This window comes from Mesorhizobium sp. CNPSo 4661 (genome assembly GCF_057784215.1).
On record NZ_JBWGIO010000015.1, the window covers coordinates 36,118 to 56,364 of the forward strand.

A 20,247-nucleotide genomic window follows, 5' to 3' on the forward strand; every position below is an offset into this window, starting at 1 on the left:
CCTTGGCCGGATCATGGTCTGGGGCGTTTCGCGGAAACGGTGAAACGCCCTATCTCATTGTTTTGACGCAATTCCGGACGGAAAAGCGCTCGCACTTTTCCTGGAATTGCTCTAGGCAATCGCCCTGACAGGCGCGACCACGCGCGCAGGACTGCCGGGAGAATTTGCACCATGAGCAAGAAGACCTTGATCGCGCCATCGGTGCTGGCGTCGGACTTCTCCAAGCTCGGCGACGAGGTCGAGGCTGTCGCGGCGGCCGGCGCCGACTGGATCCATCTCGACGTGATGGATGGCCATTTCGTGCCCAACATCACCTTCGGCCCGCCGGTGATCAAGGCGATCCGCAACCGCACCAAGGCGTTCTTCGACTGCCATCTGATGATTGCGCCGGCCGATCCTTACCTGGCGGCCTTTGCGGAAGCCGGCTGCGACGGCATGACCGTGCACGCCGAGGCCGGGCCGCATCTCGACCGCTCGCTGCAGACCATCAAGAGCCTTGGCAAGAAGGCCGGCGTCTCGCTCAACCCGGCGACGCCGGAAACGACGATCGAATATGTGCTCGACCGGCTGGACCTCATCCTGATCATGACCGTCAATCCGGGCTTCGGCGGGCAGGCCTTCATCCCGGCGATAGTCGACAAGGTGAAACGGGTCAAGGCGCTGATCGGCAGCCGGCCGATCCATATCGAGATCGACGGCGGCGTTTCGGCCGAAACGGCGCCGCTGGTGACCGCGGCCGGCGCCAATGTGCTGGTGGCCGGCGCCGCCGTCTTCAAGGGCGGCAGCGCCGAAGCCTATAGGTCAAATATCGAAGCAATTCGAACGGCTGCCGACAGGGCCGTCAGTTAAACGTATAATCGTCCGACCTCTAGCGGAAGTTGCACAATCGCGGGTCGATTGAACGACTGTTCAATATACGAAGCGGCGCCGGAATATCGGCTTTTCACCGAGAAACTACTTCATCCGATAAATAGACGGTCCGCCTTGTCTTAAAGTCGAATATCGTCATCTTCCGCTTTGAGGCGTCGTTGCCCGGCTGTATGATATTTGTACGGGAATTGCTTCGCCGCGGGGCCCTGGCAAACCAGGGGCAAAGCAACAGGAGCTCGATTGACAAACGGAAGTACCGAGCCGGGTGAGAGCAAGGGCGGCAAAAGCACGCTTGCCAGTTCGGTCTACCAGCAACTCCGCGACGACTTGCTGCGCGGGGCCTTGGAGTCCGAGACGAAACTGCGTGTCGAGTGGGTCGTTTCCCGCTATGGCGCCGGCGCCTCGCCGGTGCGAGAGGCGTTAAACCGCCTGGCCGCCGAGGGCCTGCTCGGCCGCCACGACCAACGCGGCTTCTTCCTGATGCCGGCCAGCGCTACGGAGCTGGAGGAGTTGACGCGCACGCGTTGCTGGCTGGAGGAGCGGGCGCTGCGCGAATCCATCGCCCACCGCACCGCCGAATGGGAAGAGCAGCTGGTGCTGGCCCTGCACCGCCTTGCGCGCGCCGAGCGCCGCCTGCCGGACGACCCGGCAACCAACAATCCAGAATGGGAGAAGCTGCACGGCGCCTTTCATCGTGCGCTGATCGCGGCGTGCCGGTCGCACTGGCTGATCGGCTTTTGCGATCAGCTTTCCGACCAGGCGTCGCGCTACCGCCTGATCTCGCAAAACGCGCCGGGGACGGGCCGCGACGATCTCGGCGAGCACCGCATCATTGCCGAGCGCACGCTGGATGGGGACGCCAACGGCGCGGTCGAGGCGCTTCTCAATCATTACCGCCTCACCGCAGCGATGTGCATGGAACGTTTCGCACAGGGCTATGACCCGAGGGCCGGCGTCAGCAAGCCGCGCCGCAGATAGCGACGGAAAACTGCCACGCAGTTTTTGCTCCGGCCGCCAAATCTGGTATTCGCTCAGGCAGCGCAACGCATGTGCCATTCGGCATGCGCCTAGAGCGTTTCACCGTTTCACGAAAACGGCGAACCGCTCTATCTCCTTGTTTTGACGCAATTCCGGACGGAAAACCGCATACACTTTTCCTGGAATTGCTCTAGAGGACATTCATGACCAACCATCTGTTCGATGCTTTCCGTTCCCGCATGCCGGCGCCCGACCGGCTGCTGATGGAGACGGATGACGGCCGTTCGATCACCTATGGCGACATGCTGGGGAAGTCGGCGCAACTGGCGCATGCGCTGGCGCAGGCCGGCGTCGAGCCCGGCGACCGTGTCGCCGTCCAGGTCGAGAAGAGCCCGGAGGCGGCGCTGCTCTATCTCGCTTCGTTACGCGCCGGCGCGGTCTTCCTGCCGCTCAACACCGCCTACACGCTGCCGGAGCTCGATTATTTCTTCCGCGACGCCGAGCCGAGGCTGATCGTTTGCGATCCGGACCGTCTTTCGGGCGTCGAGCCGCTTGCCGCGGCGATCGGCGCGACGGTGCTCACGCTCGGCCGCGACGGGCAGGGAACGCTGGCCAGCCAGGCTTCGAGGCAGGCGACGGACTTCAGCGATGTCGGGCGCGGGCCGGACGATCTTGCCGCCATCCTCTACACGTCCGGCACGACCGGCCGTTCGAAGGGCGCGATGCTCAGCCACGAGAACCTTGCTTCCAATGCCCGCGTGCTGGTCGAGCAGTGGCGCTTCGGCGTCGACGACGTGCTGATCCACGCGCTGCCGATCTTCCACACGCACGGTCTGTTCGTCGCCACCAACGTCATCCTGATGGCCGGCGCGACAATGTTCTTCGAGCGGAAATTCGACCCCGCGCGCGTCCTGTCGCTGATGCCGCGCGCGACCGCGCTGATGGGCGTGCCGACCTTCTATGTGCGGCTGTTGCAGCAGGACGGCCTGACGCGCGAGGCGGCCAGCGCCATGCGGGTCTTCATCTCCGGCTCGGCGCCGCTGCTGGCCGAGACGCACAAGGCCTGGCGCGACCGGACCGGCCACGCCATCCTTGAGCGCTACGGCATGACCGAGACCAACATGAACACGTCCAACCCCTATGACGGCGAGCGGCGCGCCGGCACGGTCGGATTCCCCTTGCCCGGCGTCTCGCTGCGCGTCACCGAGCCCGAGACGGCCAAGCCGCTGGCCCAGGGCGAGATCGGCATGATCGAGGTCAAGGGCCCGAACGTCTTTGCCGGCTATTGGCGCATGCCCGAGAAGACCAGGGCCGAATTTCGCGACGACGGCTTCTTCATCACCGGCGATCTCGGCCTCGTCGACGCCGACGGCTACGTCCACATCGTCGGGCGCGGCAAGGACCTGATCATCTCGGGCGGCTACAACGTCTATCCGAAGGAGATCGAGAGCGAGATCGACGCGCTCGACGGCGTCGGCGAAAGCGCGGTGATCGGCGTCGCCCACCCAGATTTCGGCGAAGGCGTCACCGCGGTCGTGGTGCGCAAGCCGGGCTCGACGATCGATGCTGCCGACATTGCGAACGCCATCGCCGGCCGGTTGGCGAAATACAAGCATCCGAAGCAAGTGATCTTCGTCGACGAACTGCCGCGCAACACGATGGGCAAGGTGCAGAAGAATGTGCTGCGCGATGCGTACAAGGATATCTACGCAGCGAAATAACGCCGGCTAACAATTATCGGAGTACAGAGCCTCGGAGATTGGCCGAAACGCCCATCGCTTCGTCATTCTAGGGCGGAGCAAGGAGCGAAGCGACGCGCGCAGACCCTAGAATCCATGCCGTGACGCCAAGGCGTTGCTGCGGTTCAGAATTCTGCACCGCTGCACTCTGCGGCAGAGGTCACGGCATGGATCCTCGGGTCAAGCCCGAGGATGACGAAAATCGCGGAGCCCTACGCCCCAAACACTTTCTTGCCACCGATCCAGACATTCCGGACATCCAGGTCGTTCGACAGCCCAACAATATCAGCGGCTGTGCCGTTGGCGAAACGGCCAAGCCGGTGCGCCTGGCTGATTGCCTCGGCCGGATAGAGCGAGGCCATGCGCAGGGCCTCGTCGAGATCGAGGCCGACGACGCGGTGGACGAAGCGGACGGCGGAGATCATGTCGAGATCGGCGCCGGCCAGCGTGCCGTCGGCAAGCCTGAGGCTGCCATCCTTACGGTAGATGGTGCGGCCGTTGAGCGTGAACGACGTCATGTCGGTGCCGATCGTCGCCATGGCGTCGGTGACCAGCACGATCTTGCCCGGCCCCTGCTTGCCGCGCAGCGCAAGGATCATCGTTGCCGGATGGACATGGATGCCGTCGGCGATGATGCCGGCATACAAGCCGCCGGTGTCGATCGAAGCACCCGCCAGGCCCGGCTCGCGGTTGCCGATCTGGCTCATGGCGTTGAACAGATGCGTCACCACCGTGGCGCCCGCCTCGGCAAAGGCGCTGGCTGTCGCGTAATCGGTATCGCTGTGGCCGAGGCTGACGACGACACCGGCCTTGGCCAGCGCCGCGACGCGAGACGGTTCGACCGATTCCGGCGCGACCGTGGTCAGCAGCACGGGAAGCTCTTTGCGCGCGGCCATGAGCGCGGCCTGATCGGCATCGGTCATCGGCCGGATCAGCGCCGGATCATGCGCGCCCTTGCGGGCTATGGAAAGATGCGGCCCTTCCAGATGCAGGCCAAGGAAGCCCGGCGCCTTCTGCCTAGTGGCCTCGGCGCCGGCGGCGATGGCGGCGGCGGTGATCGCCGGCGTGTCGGTGATCAGCGTCACCAGCAGTGCCGTAGTGCCGAAAGGCGCATGCGCCCGGCAGATGGTCTCGATCGAGGCGACGTCGGGATGGTCGTTGAGCATGACGCCGCCGCCGCCATTGACCTGGATGTCGACGAAGCCGGGCACCAGCAGGCCGCCACCGGTCTCGACCGCCGGAACGCCGGACGGAATGGCGCCTTTGGGCAGGATGGCCTCGACCGCGTCGCCCTTGACGACAAGGGCGGCGTTGTCATGCCAGTCGGCGCCGTCGAAGATGCGGGCGCCGGTGAGTGCGAAACGGTCGCTCATACGGTTTCCGTCACCTTGCGCAGGTTGCGCGGCGTATCGGGGTCGAGGCCGCGATGGCGTGCGAAGGCCTCGACGAAGCCGTAGAAAGACACGATAAGCGGCAGCGGATCGGTCAGCGGGTGGCCGGTGGCGACATACGGCAGAAGCCTCGCGGCCTTCGCCTTGTCGGAGGTGATGAAGGCGGCGGCGCCCTTGGCCGTCAGGCCGTCAGCCGCCTCGGCGACCGAGAGTTCGGACGCATCGCGCGCGGCAAGCGCCAGAACCGGGAAGCTCGGTCCGACCAGCGCCAGCGGCCCGTGCATGACCTCGGCTGCGCTGTAGGCTTCGGCGTGCATGGCGCAGGTTTCCTTGAACTTCAGCGCCGCCTCGCTGGCGATCGCGAAGGACGGGCCGCGGCCGAGGATGAACAGCGACTGCGGATTTTCCAGCGCGCCGGCGAGCGCCATCCAGTCGCAGGCGATCGCCTTCTCGAAATGGCCGGGCAGGCCGGCGAGCGCCTGAAGCAACGGCTTGTCGTCGGTGGCGTGCGCCATTAGCGCAAGGCCGGCGACGGCCGAATTGACGAAGGTCTTGGTGGCCGCGACGGAGCGCTCCGGTCCCGCCAGAATGTCGATGGCATAGTCGGAAGCGCGCGCCAGCGGCGAGTCGGCCGTGTTGGTGATGGCGACGGTCAGCGCTCCTCCTGCCCTTGCCGTTTCGGCCATGGCGACGATGTCGGGGCTCTTGCCCGACTGCGAGACCGCCAGGCAGGCGGAGCCGCGCAGCCTGAGCTTCGCGCCATAAATGGACGCGATCGAAGGGCCAACCGAAGCGACCGCAAGGCCGGCGGTCAGTTCGACGGCATATTTCATGAAGGTCGCGGCGTGGTCGGACGAGCCGCGCGCCACTGTGACGACGAAATGCGGGTCGCGTTCGCGCAGGCCGCGACCCGCCTCGGCCAGCGCCACGGCCGAACCGTCGAGAAGGCGGGCGGCGGCTTCCGGGATCTCGTCGATCTCTCGCCGCATATGGGTGGTGTTTGCCATCATGGCCGGATCTCCTCTCCCGGCCCAGTCAGCCGGAGTTCCGCGACGAAATCATAGGCGTCGCCCCTGTAGACCGAGCGGGTGAACTCTATCACCTTGCCGCTCGCCAGATAGGAAATGCGCTCGATCTGCAGGCCGGCAACCCCCGGCGGCACTTCCAGCAGGCGCGCATCGGCGTCGCCGAGATTGGTGGCCGAGATACGCTGCACGGCGCGGACCGGCCGATTGCCGGTCGTGCCCAGCGCCGCATAGAGCGAGGAGCCGATCGCTTCGGGATCCGGCAGCACGCTGGCCGAGAGCGCCGCGCGCTCGATCGCCAGCGGCGTGTCGTTGGCGATGCGCAGGCGCGCAACCCGCGCGACCAGCTCGGTCGAGGACAGGCCAAGCACCATCATCTCGTCCGGCGACGGCGCATAGAGGCCGCGGTCGAGCCAGACGGAGCGCACGTTCATGCCGCGGCGCGCCATATCCTCGGTAAAGGAGGTGAGCCGCGACAGCGACTGCTCGACGCGCTCCATGCGCGGCGCGACGAAGGTGCCCGAGCCATGGCGCTGGACGAGGATGCCGCCCTTGACCAGGTCCTGCACAGCCTTGCGCACGGTGACGCGCGAGATATCGGCCTTGCTGGCGATGTCGCGCTCGGAAGGCAACGCATCGCCGGGGCCGATGAGGCCGCGATTGACCGCTTCCTCGATGCTTCTCCTCAGCTGCAAATAGAGCGGCGCGCCGCTCTGCGAAGATTCCCGCAGCATGGCGAAGATCTGGTCGGCAGCGCTCATCGGCCGGCCTCCGAACCCCTGGCGAAGATGCGCAGGGCCATCTGCACGGCGCCGCCGAGCGCATCGTCGAGCGGGGCTTTAAGCAGCGCCTGATAGCGCGCCGACAGGCGCGGCGCGTAGAGCGGCGCCAGACCGCCGAGCAGACAGAGCGGAGCATCGTCGGCAAGATCGAGCGCGCCGAGCGAAGCCTCGACATCGGCCACCGCCTTGGCGAGGATCCAATTGGCGATGAGATCGCCCTTTTCGGCATGCTCGAAGACCTTTGGCGCGAAGCCGCCGAAATCGCCCGGCTTGGCGTTGGTGGTGAATTCGACCACGTCTTCGGGATTGTTGCGGAAGACTGCGAGCATGGCGTCCGTCAACGGCGAGCCCGGACGGATGCCGTCATAGGCAAGCAGCGTCTGCTCCAGCAGGTCGCGGCCGATACGGGCGCCGCTGCCCTGGTCGCCGACCTGGAAACCCCAGCCGCCGATGGCGCGCGACTTGCCATTCTTGCGCGCCATATAGGCGGTGCCGGTACCCAAAATGGCCATGGCGCCATCGCCTGCACCGACCGCGCCCTCGAGCGCGATCTCGGCGTCGGTTTCGACGCGGCTTTTGCTGAACGGCAGGATCGCTTCGAGCTGCTGCCGGTAGGTGCCGACATTGGCGCCGGCCAGACCAAGGATGGCAGGCGTGCGCGGGATCAGCTCCGGATCATGGCCGGCGGCGAGGAAAGCCTGCCTGGCCGCCTCGACGATGTTGGCGCGGGCGCCGGTGAGGTCGGTGCGGATGTTGGCGGCGCCGCTCTTGGCGCGGCCGACGACGGTGCCGTCGACGGTCGCAAGGGCCGCCCTGCAGCTGGTGCCGCCGCCATCGATACCAAGCACAAATTTCACGCGATTTTCTCCTCGGCCGAGATAATACCAATAAAATACCAATAGCCAAGAGTTAATTTCGGTTCAAAAAAGATTAAGCCGTATTTTATTGAAAACCCACGGTAATTTGCCGGCAAGCGAGTTCCCCCGCCTGAAGTTCGTTAATGCGTATGGACAAGTGGTATTTTTTTGGTATTGTTCGCTCAGTTGGAGGAAAACGGATGGCCGAGACGCGCACGGAAGCGCTCCACCAGAATGCCGAGGGGCTGGATGTCCAGACCCCGGAAGCCATCCTTGCGTTCCTCGCCAATGCCCAGATCGAGGCCAGCAAGGCCGTCCATGGCGCCATTCCGGCGATCGCCGTCGCCGCCGAGCTCATCGCGAAGCAATTGAAGAGCGGCGGCAAGCTCGCCTATGCGGCCGCCGGCAGCTCCGGCCTGATGGCGGCGGCCGACGCGCTGGAACTGCCCGGCACCTTCGGCATCGCACGCGACCGCATCGCCATCCTGATCGCCGGCGGCGACGAGGCCTTCCGCACGCTGGCCGGCGGCCCGGAGGACGACACCGAGGAAGCGGCGGCGGCCGTCGCCGCGGCCGATATCGGCAAGGGCGACTGCCTGATCGCCATTTCGGCCAGCGGCTCGACCCCTTATGCGGTCCAGGCGCTGCAGGACGCGCGGCGCCGGGGCGCCGCCACCATCGCCATCGCCAACAACCGGGGTGCGGCGCTGTTCAGCCGAGCCGATGTCGCCATCCTGCTCGAAACGCCGCCGGAGCTGATCGCCGGCTCGACGCGCATGGGCGCGGGCACGGCGCAGAAGATCGCGCTCAACATGCTTTCGACGCTCACCGCCGTCCATCTCGGCCATGTCCATGACGGCTACATGGTCAACCTGACCGCAGACAACATCAAGCTGCGCGACCGCGCCGTGCGCATGGTCGCCGCCATCAGCGGCAAGAGCCGCGACGACGCCGCCCGCCTGCTTGAGGAATGCGGCGGAGTCGTCAAGACAGCCATTCTGCTCGCCGCCGGCGCTGCCAACGCCGACGCGGCCGAGAAGATACTGGAAGGAACCGGCCAGAAGCTCAGGCCGGCGCTTTCCGCGATCGAGGGGAGCAAGAGGCGCTGAGCCTTTGTTCTCAAAACGGAACCTGAAAAAGGTCAACAGGGAGACTGAAGATGAAGACCAAGCTACTGACGGCCCTTCTGCTCGGCACAAGCATCCTCGGCACGACCGGGATGGCGCTGGCCGAGGACGTGACGCTCAACATCGAAAGCTGGCGCGGCGACGACCTGACCATCTGGAAGGACAAGCTGATCCCGGCTTTCGAAGCCAAGAACCCTGGCATCAAGGTGGTGTTCGCGCCTTCGGCTCCGACCGAGTATGACGCGGCGCTGGGCGCCAAGCTCGCCGCCGGCTCGGCGGGCGACCTGATCACCTGCCGCCCCTTCGACAAGTCGCTCGAGCTGTTCAAGAAGGGCAACCTCGCCGACCTGAGCTCGCTGCCGGGCATGGAGAACTTCTCGCCCGTCGCCAAGTCCGCCTGGCAGACCGATGACGGCAAGTCGAGCTTCTGCGTGCCGATGGCCTCGGTCATCCACGGCTTCATCTACAACAAGGATGCCTTCGACAAGCTCGGCCTCAAGGTGCCGACGACCCGGGACGAGTTCTTCGCCGTGCTCGACAAGATCAAGGCCGACGGCACCTACATTCCGATGGCCATGGGCACCAAGGACCTCTGGGAAGCCGCGACCATGGGCTACCAGAACATCGGCCCGAACTACTGGAAGGGCGAGGAAGGCCGCGCTGCCCTGATCAAGGGCGAGCAGAAGCTCACCGATGCTCAGTGGGTCGAACCCTTCAAGGAACTGGCGAAGTGGAAACCCTATCTCGGCGACGGCTTCGAGGCACAGACCTATCCGGACAGCCAGAACCTGTTCACGCTCGGCCGCGCCGCCATCTATCCGGCCGGCTCGTGGGAAATCGGGCTGTTCAACACCCAGGCGCAGTTCAAGATGGGCGCCTTCCCGCCGCCGGTCGAGAAGGCCGGCGACACCTGCTACATCTCCGACCATACCGACATCGGCATGGGCCTGAATGCAGCGTCGAAGCATGCGGATGCGGCCAAGAAATTCCTGTCCTGGGTGGCCTCGCCGGACTTCGCCACCATCTACGCCAACGCGCTGCCGGGCTTCTTCAGCCTGAACTCCGCGCCGGTGAAGATGGAAGACCCGCTGGCTCAGGAATTCGTCTCCTGGCGCGGCAAGTGCAAGTCGACGATCCGTTCGACCTACCAGATCCTGTCGCGCGGCACGCCGAACCTCGAGAACGAGACCTGGGTTGAATCGGCCAATGTGATCAACGGCACCGATACGCCGGAAGCCGCGGCCAAGAAGCTGCAGACCGGCCTCGACAGCTGGTACAAGCCGGCGAAGTAAGAGATCAGGCAACGGACCGGCCGGGCGCATGCCCGGCCGGCATTCAAACAGTTCCAGATAGCGATTGTCGGCGCAGCCTCCCGGTCTTACCCTCACCTTGCGGGGAAGACGGAGCCGATCTGTCGCTGGCCTTGTCTTACCCCCAACAGGGGACAAGCGGGCCGTGCATCGAGGCATCAGCTAGCATCGACTGAACTGGAACCCAGAGACGGCGGGGAACCGAACTCATGGCTACCGAAACTATGGCTGCAGAAACGCGAGCGAAAAGACCGATCCGCTGGCATGTCGGCGTCTTCCTGGCGCCGGCGGTGCTGGTCTACACCGCATTCATGATCCTGCCGCTGGTCGGCACGCTCCAGCTGTCCTTGTTCCGCAACATCGAGCAGTCCCAGGTCTTTGTGGGCTTTAGCAATTTCCGCACGCTGTTCGGAGATCCGAACTGGTCGGTGAATTTCTGGAATGCGCTCAGGAACAATGTCTGGTTCTTCATCATCCACATGCTGGTGCAGAACCCGATCGGCATCCTCCTGGCGGCGCTGCTTTCCAGCCCCAGGCTGCGCTTCACCGCGTTCTACCGCACGGCGATCTTCGTGCCGACGATCCTCTCCTTCGTCATCGTCGGCTTCGCATGGAAGCTGATCCTGTCGCCGATCTGGGGCGTGGCGCCGCACCTGATGGATTTCGTCGGACTGAAGAGCTTCTTCACGCCGTGGCTCGGCAAGGAGCAGTATGCGCTCACCGCGCTCAGCCTGGTCTCGGTGTGGCAGTTCGTCGGCATCCCGATGATGCTGATCTATGCAGCACTTCTGTCGATCCCCGACGAGGTGATCGAGGCCGCCGAATGCGACGGCGTCACCGGCATGGCGCAGTTCTGGAAGATCAAGCTGCCGCTGATCCTGCCCTCGATCGGCATCATCTCGATCCTGACCTTTGTCGGCAATTTCAACGCCTTCGACCTGATCTACACCGCGCAGGGCGCGCTGGCCGGGCCGAACTATTCGACCGATATCCTCGGCACCTTCCTCTACCGCGCCTTCTTCGGCTTCCAGTTGCAGGTCGGCGATCCCAACATGGGCGCCGCGATCGCCACGATCATGTTTCTGATCATCCTCGCCGGCGTCTGCGTCTACCTGTTCCTCGTGCAGACGCGCCTGCGTCGCTACCAGTTCTGAGGCACGCCATGAGCACAGCTACCCATTCGCTCCCCCGCTCCATCGGCGCGCATGCGATCCTTCTGACCTACACGGCGATCGCGCTGTTTCCGGTGATCCTGGTGGTGATGAACTCCTTCAAGTCCCGCGCGGGCATCTTCGGCGCGCCGCTGACGCCGCCGACGACGAAAACCTTCGACCTGATCGGCTACACCACGGTGATCGGCCAGGGCGATTTCTTCCACTATTTCCAGAACAGCCTCGTCGTCACCGTCGCCTCGCTGTTCTTCGTGCTGTTGTTCGGCGCAATGGCCGCCTTCGCGCTGTCGGAATACCGCTTCCGCGGCAACACGCTGATGGGGCTTTACCTTGCGCTCGGCATCATGATCCCGATCAGGCTCGGCACCGTCGCCATCCTGCAATTGATGGTGGCGAGCGGGCTGGTCAACACGCTGACGGCGCTGATCCTGGTCTACACCGCGCAGGGGCTGCCGCTGGCGATCTTCATCCTGTCGGAATTCATGAAGCAGGTGTCCAACGACCTGAAGAACGCCGGGCGCATCGACGGGTTGTCGGAATACACGATCTTCTTCCGCCTGGTGCTGCCGCTGGTGCGGCCGGCGATGGCGACGGTTGCCGTCTTCACCATGATCCCGATCTGGAACGACCTGTGGTTCCCACTGATCCTGGCGCCTTCGGAAGAGACCAAGACCGTGACGCTCGGCGCCCAGCTCTTCCTTGGCCAGTTCGTCACCAACTGGAACGCGATCCTGGCGGCGCTGTCGCTGGCGATCCTGCCGGTGCTGATCCTCTATGTCATCTTCTCGCGGCAGCTGATCCGCGGCATCACGTCTGGAGCTGTGAAGTGAGTACAGAGAGACCCCTTCGCGTTGTGGTCGCCGGCCTCGGCAACATGGGCCGCAGCCATGCGCTGGCCTATCACACCAATCCGGGCTTCGAGATCGCGGCGTTGATCAACCGCTCCGACGTGCCGCTGCCGGAGGGGCTTGGGCGTTACGGCATCAGGCGCTCCTTCGAGGATGCGCTGCGCGACGAGAAGCCGGACGTCGCCGCGATCGCCACCTATTCCGACAGCCATGCCGACTATGCGGTGCGGGCCTTCGAGGCCGGCTGCCATGTCTTCGTCGAGAAGCCGCTAGCGACGACGGTTGCCGACGCGCAGCGCGTCGTCGATGCGGCCAAGGCCAACGGCAGGAAGCTGGTGATCGGCTATATCCTGCGCCACCACCCGTCCTGGATCCGGCTGATCGCCGAGGCGCGCAAGCTTGGCGGCCCTTACGTCTTCCGCATGAACCTCAACCAGCAGTCCTCCGGCCATACCTGGGGCACGCACAAGCAGCTGATGCAGACCACATCGCCGATCGTCGACTGCGGGGTGCATTACCTCGACGTGATGCTGCAGATCACCGACGCTAGGCCGGTCGAAGTGCGCGGCATGGGCGTACGGCTGAGCAATGAGGTTTCGCCTTCGATGTACAATTACGGGCACCTGCAAGTGCTGTTCGAGGACGGCTCGGTCGGCTGGTATGAAGCCGGCTGGGGGCCGATGATCTCGGAGACGGCCTTCTTCGTGAAGGACGTGATGTCGCCAAAGGGCTGCGTGTCGATCGTGATGAAGGAGGGCGTGAAATCCGACGACATCGACACCCACACCAAGACCTCGACGATCCGCCTGCACAGCGCCGAGACCGGGTCGGACGGCAAGTTCGCCAAAGAAGACCAGCTGCTGTCGATGGAAGGCGAGCCGGGCCACCAGGAGCTCTGCGACCTCGAACAGGCCTTCCTGCTCAAGACCATCCGCGAGGATATCGACCTCACCCGCCACATGGACGATGCCGTGAAGTCGCTCGCCGTCTGCCTTGCCGCGGATGAGAGCGTGCGCAGCGGCAAGGCGGTGCGGTTATGACAAAGGAATTGTCATCAGGGGTTGCGCTCTACGGCGCCCCCCTCTGGCCTGCCGGCCATCTCCCCCTCAAGGGGGGAGATCAGATGTCGCCACGGCCTTCGCAACTTGTCAGCGCCGCAGAGTGGCGCGAGGCCTCGAAGCTGCCAATCTCCCCCCTTGAGGGGGAGATGTCCGGCAGGACAGAGGGGGGTGCCTTGGCGCCTGCTCATCAATTTGGAGGACTGCCGTGGGCTCGCTGAAGATCGAGAATGTGAAGAAGGCTTTCGGGCCGGTCGAGGTGCTGAAGGGCATCGACCTTCAGGTCAATGACGGCGAATTCGTCGTCTTCGTCGGCCCGTCGGGCTGCGGAAAATCGACGCTGCTGCGCGTGATCGCCGGCCTGGAGGATTCAACCTCCGGCCGCGTGCTGATCGACGGCGCGGACGTTTCGGTCACGCCGCCGGCGAAGCGCGGCATCGCCATGGTGTTCCAGACCTACGCGCTCTATCCGCATCTGACGGTGAAGAACAACATGGCGCTGGGCCTCAAGCAGGCCGGCACGCCAGCGGCCGAGATCGAGCGGCGCATCAAGATCGCTTCTGCGATGCTGTCGCTCGAACCCTATCTCGAGCGCCGGCCGGCGGAATTGTCGGGCGGCCAGCGCCAGCGCGTCGCCATCGGGCGCGCCGTGGTGCGCGAGCCGAAGCTCTTCCTCTTCGACGAGCCGCTGTCGAACCTCGACGCGGCGCTGCGCGTCAACACCAGGCTTGAGATCGCGCAGCTGCACCGGCGGCTGAAGGCGACGATGATCTATGTCACCCACGACCAGGTCGAGGCGATGACGCTGGCCGACAAGATCGTCGTGCTCAATGCCGGCCGCATCGAGCAGATCGGCAGCCCGATGGAGCTCTACAATTCGCCGGCCAACGAATTCGTCGCCGGCTTCATCGGCTCGCCGAAGATGAATTTCATTGACGGCGCGCAGCTGGGCGAGACGGCGAAGACCATCGGCGTGCGGCCGGAGCACCTGACGGTCGACACGAAGTCCGGCGCCTGGAAAGGCACGGTGGTGCATGCCGAGCATCTCGGCGCCGACACCAACCTCTATCTCGATTGCGAGAAGGCCGGGCTGATCACGGTGCGCATCTTCGGCGTCTACAATGCCGAGCCGGGCGCGACGCTTTATGCAACGCCGGATGCGGCGAAGACGTACCGGTTCGGCGCGGATGGGAAGGTGTTGAAGTAGTTGGCGCGACGTTCCCTTCTCCCCTTGTGGGAGAAGGTGGCCGCGAAGCGGCCGGATGAGGGGTGTTGGAAGGATCGCGACGCAGCAGAAATAAGCGCGCGGGATTCCTTCGATCTTGAAGGTCGCACTCCGCTGGAGCACCCCTCATCCGTCTCGGCGCTGCGCGCCGATCCACCTTCTCCCACAAGGGGAGAAGGCCAGGTCTGCGCTACACGTCCGCCTTGAAAGTCTGCTTCTGCTGACCCAACCCTTCAATGCCGAGCTCTACAACGTCGCCGGCCTTCAGGAACACCGGCGGCTTCATGCCGAGGCCAACGCCGGGCGGGGTGCCGGTGGAGATGATGTCGCCGGGATGCAGCGACATGAACTGACTGAGGTAGGAGACCAGATACCTCACGCCGTAGACCATGGTCTTGGTCGAGCCGTTCTGCATGGTCTTGCCATTGACGGTCAGCCACATCTTCAGGTTCTGCGGGTCGGCGACCTCGTCCTTGGTGACCAGCCACGGGCCGGTCGGGCCGAACGTGTCGCAGGACTTGCCCTTGGTCCACTGACCCTGGCGCTCTGTCTGGAAGGCGCGCTCGGACACGTCATGCGCAACGGCGTAGCCGGCAACATAATCCAGCGCGTCGTCTTCCGAGACATATTTCGCGGTCTTGCCGATAACCACTGCGAGCTCGACTTCCCAATCGGTCTTTTCCGAACCGCGCGGGATCAGCACGTCGTCATCCGGCCCGACGATCGCGGAGCTTGCCTTCATGAAGATGATCGGCTCCGGCGGCACGGTGGCGCCGGTCTCGGCGGCGTGGTCGGAATAGTTGAGGCCGATGCAGATGAACTTGCCGGTGCCGGCGACGCAGGCGCCCAGGCGCGGCTTGCCGGAGACCGCCGGCAGCGACTTCGGATCGAGCTTGGAAAGCATCTCCAGCGAGGCCGGATGAAGCGTCGTGCCGGCGATATCGGCGACATGAGCGGAAAGGTCGCGGATCGTCCCATCCGCATCGAGCAGGCCGGGCTTCTCGCTGCCTACTTCGCCATAGCGCAACAACTTCATCTCAACTTCTCCACCATGCGGCCAATGGCCGTTTTCACAAATTCCGTCAAAGCCAGCGGACCGTAGTCGCCGACCCCGCCGGCGGCAAGCTTGCCATCTGTTCGGGCCGGCCAACCGGGAGGATTTTCAGACGCTTCGATCCACCCAGACACAGGATCGGCTCCGATCCTCGCCGACAATCCTTCCGAGCCTTTCGTCAGATCGACCAGCCACCGTCGATGTTATAGGCCTGCCCCGACGTGTAGGTGGCGCCGGCAAGGTAGACCGCCAGATCGGCGATTTCCTCCGGCGTGCCAAGCCTGCCCATGGGCTGGCGGGCGATGAAAGCCGCACGCGCCGCCTCATAGTCGCCTTGCGCATGCATGCGGTCCTGCAGCGACGGGCTTTCGACCGTGCCCGGGCAGATGGCGTTGCAGCGGATGCCCTTAGCGACATAGTCCGCGGCGACCGCCTTGGTGAGGCCGACCACCGCTGCCTTGGTCAGGCCGTAGGCGAAGCGGTTCGGCACGCCCTTTTGCGAGCTTGCCAGCGACGCCATGTTGATGATCGAGCCGTCGCCGCGCTCCAGCATGCCGGGCAGCACGGCGCGGATGGTGCGGATCATCGAACGGACGTTGAGGTTGAGAGCGAAGTCGAGATCCTCGTCCTTCATTTCGAGGATGGAGCCCGCATGGACGAAGCCGGCGCAGTTGAACAGCACGTCGACGCGACCGATCGCGGCGAAGCCTGAAGCGACGGCCGCATCGTTCAGCACATCGAGTTTTCGCGTCGCAATGCCGGGGGTCTTGCCAAGTTCGGCCAGGGCCGCCTCGTTGATGTCGGTGGCGTGAATGGTCGCGCCAGCCTTGGCGAAGGCCAGCGCGCTCGCCCGGCCGATGCCTTGCGCCGCCGCGGTGATCACAACCACCTTGCCCGTCAGATCCGCCATGCTTTTCTCCTGCCTGCCTGATGCGTCCGCCTTATCCATGGCCGGCCTCGGCGTCGTGTGCCAGACAGCCGGGCATCATGCGGTCAGATTTTCCGCTTCACAGATAAAGATGTTTTTTCTCGTTAAAGAACACACGCACAAGCGTCAAGCCCAAACGCCATAACCTTCGCCACTGCAGCCAAAATGGCGCCGGCGCGGAGTGCGTCAGGCAAGAGGCATCAGTCGCCGTAGGGAACCCAGACGTTCTTGACCTCGATGGCGCGGCGCAGGAAGGCCCCGCCGGCGGCCTCCTCCGACGACCAGTCGAGCGTGCGGCCATTGCCGGTCCAGACGCGCTTCAAGTTGCCGATGGAGTCGGCCTCCGCCTTGGCGCAGGTGTCGGCATCGGCAAACACCCAGAGCCCGTCGACATCGTCATGCTTGGCCAGCACGCCGGCGAGCTCGGCGCTGCGGCCGGTGACGATGTTGATGGCACCGGCCGGAATGTCAGAATATTCGATCACCTGGTAGAGGTCGGTGGCCAAAAGCGGGTGCCGCTCCGACGGGACCGCAACCACGGTGTTGCCCATGGCGAGCGCCGGAGCCACCAGCGAGATGAAGCCCAACAGCGGCTGGTTGTCCGGCGCGACGATGCCGACGACGCCGACGGGCTCATGCAGGGCAAGTGTCACGACGCGGGCCGGCGCCTGATGGACGCGGCCCTCGAACTTGTCGGCGAGGCCGGCATAGAGGAACAGCCGCTCGATCGACTGCTCGACCTCCTCGCGCGCGGCCTTGGCGGCAGCGCCGGTGAGTTGGACAAGGCGCGCGGCGAACTCCTCGGCGCGGCCGGACAGGTTTTCGGCGAGATAATAGAGCACCTGGCTGCGGTTGAAGGCCGTCGCGTCCGGCCAGGCCTTGCAGGCGCGCGCGGCGGCGACGGCGTCACGGATATCCTTGCGGTTGCCGAGGCCGACTTCGCCGGCCAGCTTGCCCTTGGCAGTGGCGACGGCCAGCGAGTAATTGCCGTCCGGCCGCACCTGCTTGCCGCCGATGAACAGCTTTGCCGTGCGATCGATGGCCGTGCCGTCGGCCTGTTCGACCGGCTGGGTCGGGCCGGCCGCGGCCGGCTTGATGGCCGGGCCGACCGGCAGTTTTACCGCCAGATATTCGAACATGCCCTCGCGACCGCCCTCACGGCCAAAGCCGCTTTCGCGATAACCGCCGAAGCCGCAGGCGGCGTCGAACATGTTGGTGCCGTTGACCCAGACGACACCAGCTTTCAGCTGGGGCGCGACATGCAGCGCAAGGTTGATGTTCTCGCTCCACACCGAGGCGGCAAGGCCATAGCGCGTGTTGTTGGCGAGCTCGATTGCTTCCTCGGTGTTGCGGAAGCTCATCGTCGCCAGCACCGGACCGAAGACCTCTTCCTGCGCCAGAATGTTAGCCGGCGAAACAGCTGTCGCCAGCGTCGGCAGATGATAGTAGCCGGAGGATGGCAAGGTGGCGTCCGGCTGCCAGCAGACGGCGCCCTGTTTCGCGCCCTCGGCAATCAGCCCCTTGACGCGGTCGAGCTGGGTGCGGTCGACGAGCGGGCCGATATCGGTGTTCTTGTCGAGCGGGCTGCCGACCCGCAGCCGGCTCATCCTGACCTTGACCTTGGCGATGAGGGCTTCGGCGATACCTTCCTGGACCAGGAGGCGCGAGCCGGCGCAGCAGACCTGGCCCTGGTTGAACCAGATGCCGTCGACCAGACCCTCGACGGCGCTGTCGAGGTCGGCATCCTCGAAGACGATGAAGGCCGACTTGCCGCCGAGCTCCAGCGACAGCTTCTTGCCGGAGCCGGCCGTCGCCTTGCGGATGATCTTGCCGACTTCCGAGGAGCCGGTGAAGGCGATCTTCTGGACACCGGGATGATTGACGATGGCAGCGCCCGCCTCAGGGCCGCCCTGGACGATGTTGACGACGCCTTTCGGCACGCCGGCACGCTCGCAGATCTCGGCGAACAGGATGGCGGTGAGCGGCGTGAATTCGGCCGGCTTCAGCACCACGGTGCAGCCGGCGGCCAGGGCCGGCGCGATCTTCCAGGCCAGCATCAGCAGCGGGAAATTCCACGGAATGACCTGGCCGACGACGCCGACCGGCTTGTGGTCGGGAAAATCCTTTTCGAGCGTCTGTGCCCAACCGGCGTGATGAATGAAATGGCGGATCGCCAGCGGCACGTCGATGTCGCGGCTCTCACGGATCGGCTTGCCATTGTCGATCGATTCCAGCACCGCGAACAGGCGCTGATGGCGCTGCATGGCCCGGCCAACGGCGTAGAGCACCTTGGCTCTGGCATAGCCTGAACTGGCGCTCCATTTCGGCAGCGCCTTGGCCGCCGCCGCCACCGCGGCGTCGATATCGGCGGCGCCCGCATCCGAGATCTTGGCGAGCAGCTTGCCGGAGGACGGCTCGCTGGTGTCGAAAGTCTTGCCGCTGGCCGCCGATTTCCAAGCGCCGTCGATGAACAAAGACTTGGAGAAATCGCGTGTGGCGAGCCAGGCATCGGCCTCGTTGCGGGCTTCCGGTGCCGGGCCGTATTCCATGGCGTGATAACGTTCGAGGATATTCATGGGGCGCACTCGCAAGAGAGGGTTTTTAGCGAAGCCGGCGAAGGAACTCGGCGTTCACGGCCTTCACTCGCCTCACGCCATCGCGTGGCGATGGTTGGCCGAATAATGGCCGGTCAAATGATGTTCGAGCTGGCGTTCGATGTCGGTGAGCAGGCTGGAGGCGCCGAAGCGGAACAGGTCCGGCTCGAGCCAGGGCCGGCCAAGCTCTTCCTTCATCAGCACCAGCCAGTCGAGCGAGACCTTGGCGGTGGAGATGCCGCCGGCCGGCTTGAAACCGATGAGGTAGCCCGTCTCCTCGAAATAGGCGCGGATGGCGCGCACCATGGCAAGGCCGACGGGAAGCGTGGCGTTGACGCTTTCCTTGCCGGTCGACGTCTTGATGAAATCGGCGCCCGCCATCATCGCCACCATGGAGGCGAGCATCACGTTGCGCAAAGTGGCAAGATCGCCGGTGCCGAGGATGACCTTGAGATGCGCCTCGCCGCAGGCGGCGCGCATGGCGACGATCTCGTTGAACAGCTCGCGCCATTTGGCGCCGTAGACCAGGCCACGCGGAATGACGACGTCGATCTCGTCGGCGCCGTCCTTCACCGAGGCCTCGATCTCCTGCAGGCGGGTCGACAGAGGGGCGAGGCCGTGCGGAAAGGCGGTGGAGACTGCGGCGACATGGATGCCAGTGCCGCGTACGGCATCGACCGCGGTGGCGACGAAGGGATGGTAGACACAGACGGCCGCCGGACGGATGGTTTCGCCTGATATGCCGAGCCCTTCGACAATATCGCGGCGCAGCGGGTTGATCGCCTTGGCGCAGAGCCGGCGCACGCGCTCGTCCGTGTCGTTGGAGTTCAGCGTGGTCAGGTCCATGCAGGCGATGGCCCGCAGCAGCCAGGCGGCCTGGTTGTCGGCCTTGATCGAGCGGCGCTTGGTGAGCGTGGCGACACGGCGCTCCAGCGCCGAGCGGTTGACGCTGCGCACCGATTCCAGGAAGCCGAGATCGAGCTTCATGCCGGGATTGCGGGCAATGCCATGCTCCAGCGGCAGCGGCGTGTTGGCGGCGGCGCGCGCCGGCAGCGGCATCACCTTGGAGGCGCCAGCGCCTGCTTCGCGGATCGTGCTCATCTCCTGCCCTTTCACTCAGCGACCTCAGCCGAAGATAACCCGCGAAGTTGTCCTTCACGAGTCCTTCAGTGGGTCATAGTGGAAAAAGGCGGCGAAAGCAGCCTGTTTTTGACCATATGGTCAAAACATCATGCTGAGTAGGCGCTCCCGGCGTTGGAGATTGGCTGAAACGCCTACCCCTTCGTCAT

17 protein-coding genes are annotated in these 20,247 nt (G+C 64.9%); 9 read left to right on the forward strand and 8 right to left on the reverse strand.

Annotated elements, in window-relative coordinates; translation table 11 throughout:
- The first annotated feature begins 171 nt into the window (after window positions 1-171).
- The 3 genes from rpe (at window position 172) to AC0YKC_RS22620 (ending at window position 3,569) form a co-directional block, all read left to right on the forward strand.
- Window positions 172-849, forward strand: coding sequence for a ribulose-phosphate 3-epimerase (gene rpe, locus AC0YKC_RS22610; protein WP_488512644.1), 678 nt, complete (start codon window positions 172-174; stop codon window positions 847-849).
- A 261-nt stretch (window positions 850-1,110) separates the two neighbouring features.
- A complete protein-coding gene (locus AC0YKC_RS22615; protein ID WP_488512646.1) occupies window positions 1,111-1,848 on the forward strand; it encodes a GntR family transcriptional regulator in 738 nt (245 codons plus the stop codon).
- A gap of 203 nt (window positions 1,849-2,051) precedes the next feature.
- Entirely contained in the window at window positions 2,052-3,569 is a 1,518-nt protein-coding gene (locus AC0YKC_RS22620; RefSeq protein ID WP_488512649.1) for a malonate--CoA ligase, read from the forward strand.
- Window positions 3,570-3,799: 230 nt separating this feature from the next.
- Here the strand turns inward: AC0YKC_RS22620 and nagA are convergent, their stop codons facing one another.
- From nagA to AC0YKC_RS22640, 4 genes are read right to left on the reverse strand one after another with little or no spacing between them, the layout of a single operon-like run.
- Window positions 3,800-4,960: an N-acetylglucosamine-6-phosphate deacetylase gene (gene nagA, locus AC0YKC_RS22625; protein ID WP_488512652.1), complete on the reverse strand. Its 1,161-nt coding sequence runs from the start codon at window positions 4,958-4,960 to the stop codon at window positions 3,800-3,802.
- The gene (locus AC0YKC_RS22630) at window positions 4,957-5,988 is read right to left on the reverse strand and encodes an SIS domain-containing protein (RefSeq protein ID WP_488512654.1); all 1,032 of its coding nucleotides are present in this window, start codon (window positions 5,986-5,988) and stop codon (window positions 4,957-4,959) included. Before AC0YKC_RS22630 ends, nagA begins: the two co-directional genes overlap by 4 nt.
- Window positions 5,985-6,764: a GntR family transcriptional regulator gene (locus AC0YKC_RS22635; RefSeq protein WP_040979934.1), complete on the reverse strand. Its 780-nt coding sequence runs from the start codon at window positions 6,762-6,764 to the stop codon at window positions 5,985-5,987. The genes AC0YKC_RS22630 and AC0YKC_RS22635 overlap by 4 nt, the downstream gene beginning before the upstream one ends.
- The gene (locus tag AC0YKC_RS22640) at window positions 6,761-7,642 is read right to left on the reverse strand and encodes a glucosamine kinase nucleotide-binding domain-containing protein (RefSeq protein ID WP_434724861.1); all 882 of its coding nucleotides are present in this window, start codon (window positions 7,640-7,642) and stop codon (window positions 6,761-6,763) included. Before AC0YKC_RS22640 ends, AC0YKC_RS22635 begins: the two co-directional genes overlap by 4 nt.
- Before the next feature lie 200 nt (window positions 7,643-7,842).
- On the opposite strand from AC0YKC_RS22640, the gene AC0YKC_RS22645 reads away from it, so the two are divergent.
- The 6 genes from AC0YKC_RS22645 (at window position 7,843) to AC0YKC_RS22670 (ending at window position 14,364) form a co-directional block, all read left to right on the forward strand.
- Entirely contained in the window at window positions 7,843-8,751 is a 909-nt protein-coding gene (locus tag AC0YKC_RS22645) for an N-acetylmuramic acid 6-phosphate etherase (RefSeq protein WP_488512655.1), read from the forward strand.
- Window positions 8,752-8,801: 50 nt separating this feature from the next.
- Window positions 8,802-10,061 (forward strand): ABC transporter substrate-binding protein, encoded by a 1,260-nt coding sequence (locus AC0YKC_RS22650; protein ID WP_320294113.1) that lies wholly within the window; start codon window positions 8,802-8,804, stop codon window positions 10,059-10,061.
- Window positions 10,062-10,303: 242 nt separating this feature from the next.
- Window positions 10,304-11,233, forward strand: coding sequence for a carbohydrate ABC transporter permease (locus AC0YKC_RS22655; RefSeq protein ID WP_320294460.1), 930 nt, complete (start codon window positions 10,304-10,306; stop codon window positions 11,231-11,233).
- A gap of 8 nt (window positions 11,234-11,241) precedes the next feature.
- A complete protein-coding gene (locus AC0YKC_RS22660; RefSeq protein WP_434724858.1) occupies window positions 11,242-12,081 on the forward strand; it encodes a carbohydrate ABC transporter permease in 840 nt (279 codons plus the stop codon).
- Window positions 12,078-13,139: a Gfo/Idh/MocA family protein gene (locus AC0YKC_RS22665; RefSeq protein WP_488512657.1), complete on the forward strand. Its 1,062-nt coding sequence runs from the start codon at window positions 12,078-12,080 to the stop codon at window positions 13,137-13,139. Before AC0YKC_RS22660 ends, AC0YKC_RS22665 begins: the two co-directional genes overlap by 4 nt.
- 226 nt (window positions 13,140-13,365) lie before the next feature.
- Window positions 13,366-14,364 carry an ABC transporter ATP-binding protein gene (locus tag AC0YKC_RS22670; protein ID WP_320294110.1) on the forward strand — a complete coding sequence of 333 codons (999 nt, stop codon included), beginning with the start codon at window positions 13,366-13,368 and terminating at the stop codon, window positions 14,362-14,364.
- Between the two features lie 208 nt (window positions 14,365-14,572).
- Here AC0YKC_RS22670 and AC0YKC_RS22675 read toward each other — a convergent pair whose 3' ends face one another.
- From AC0YKC_RS22675 to deoC, 4 genes are all read right to left on the reverse strand, one after another.
- Window positions 14,573-15,418 (reverse strand): fumarylacetoacetate hydrolase family protein, encoded by an 846-nt coding sequence (locus AC0YKC_RS22675; protein ID WP_488512658.1) that lies wholly within the window; start codon window positions 15,416-15,418, stop codon window positions 14,573-14,575.
- 196 nt (window positions 15,419-15,614) lie between these two features.
- On the reverse strand, window positions 15,615-16,346 hold the full coding sequence (locus AC0YKC_RS22680; RefSeq protein WP_488512659.1) for an SDR family oxidoreductase: 732 nt from the start codon (window positions 16,344-16,346) through the stop codon (window positions 15,615-15,617).
- Between the two features lie 218 nt (window positions 16,347-16,564).
- Entirely contained in the window at window positions 16,565-18,940 is a 2,376-nt protein-coding gene (locus tag AC0YKC_RS22685; protein ID WP_488512660.1) for an aldehyde dehydrogenase family protein, read from the reverse strand.
- Between the two features lie 72 nt (window positions 18,941-19,012).
- Complete coding sequence (deoC, locus tag AC0YKC_RS22690; protein WP_488512661.1) at window positions 19,013-20,059, reverse strand: deoxyribose-phosphate aldolase; 1,047 nt, start codon at window positions 20,057-20,059, stop codon at window positions 19,013-19,015.
- Window positions 20,060-20,247 lie beyond the last annotated feature (188 nt).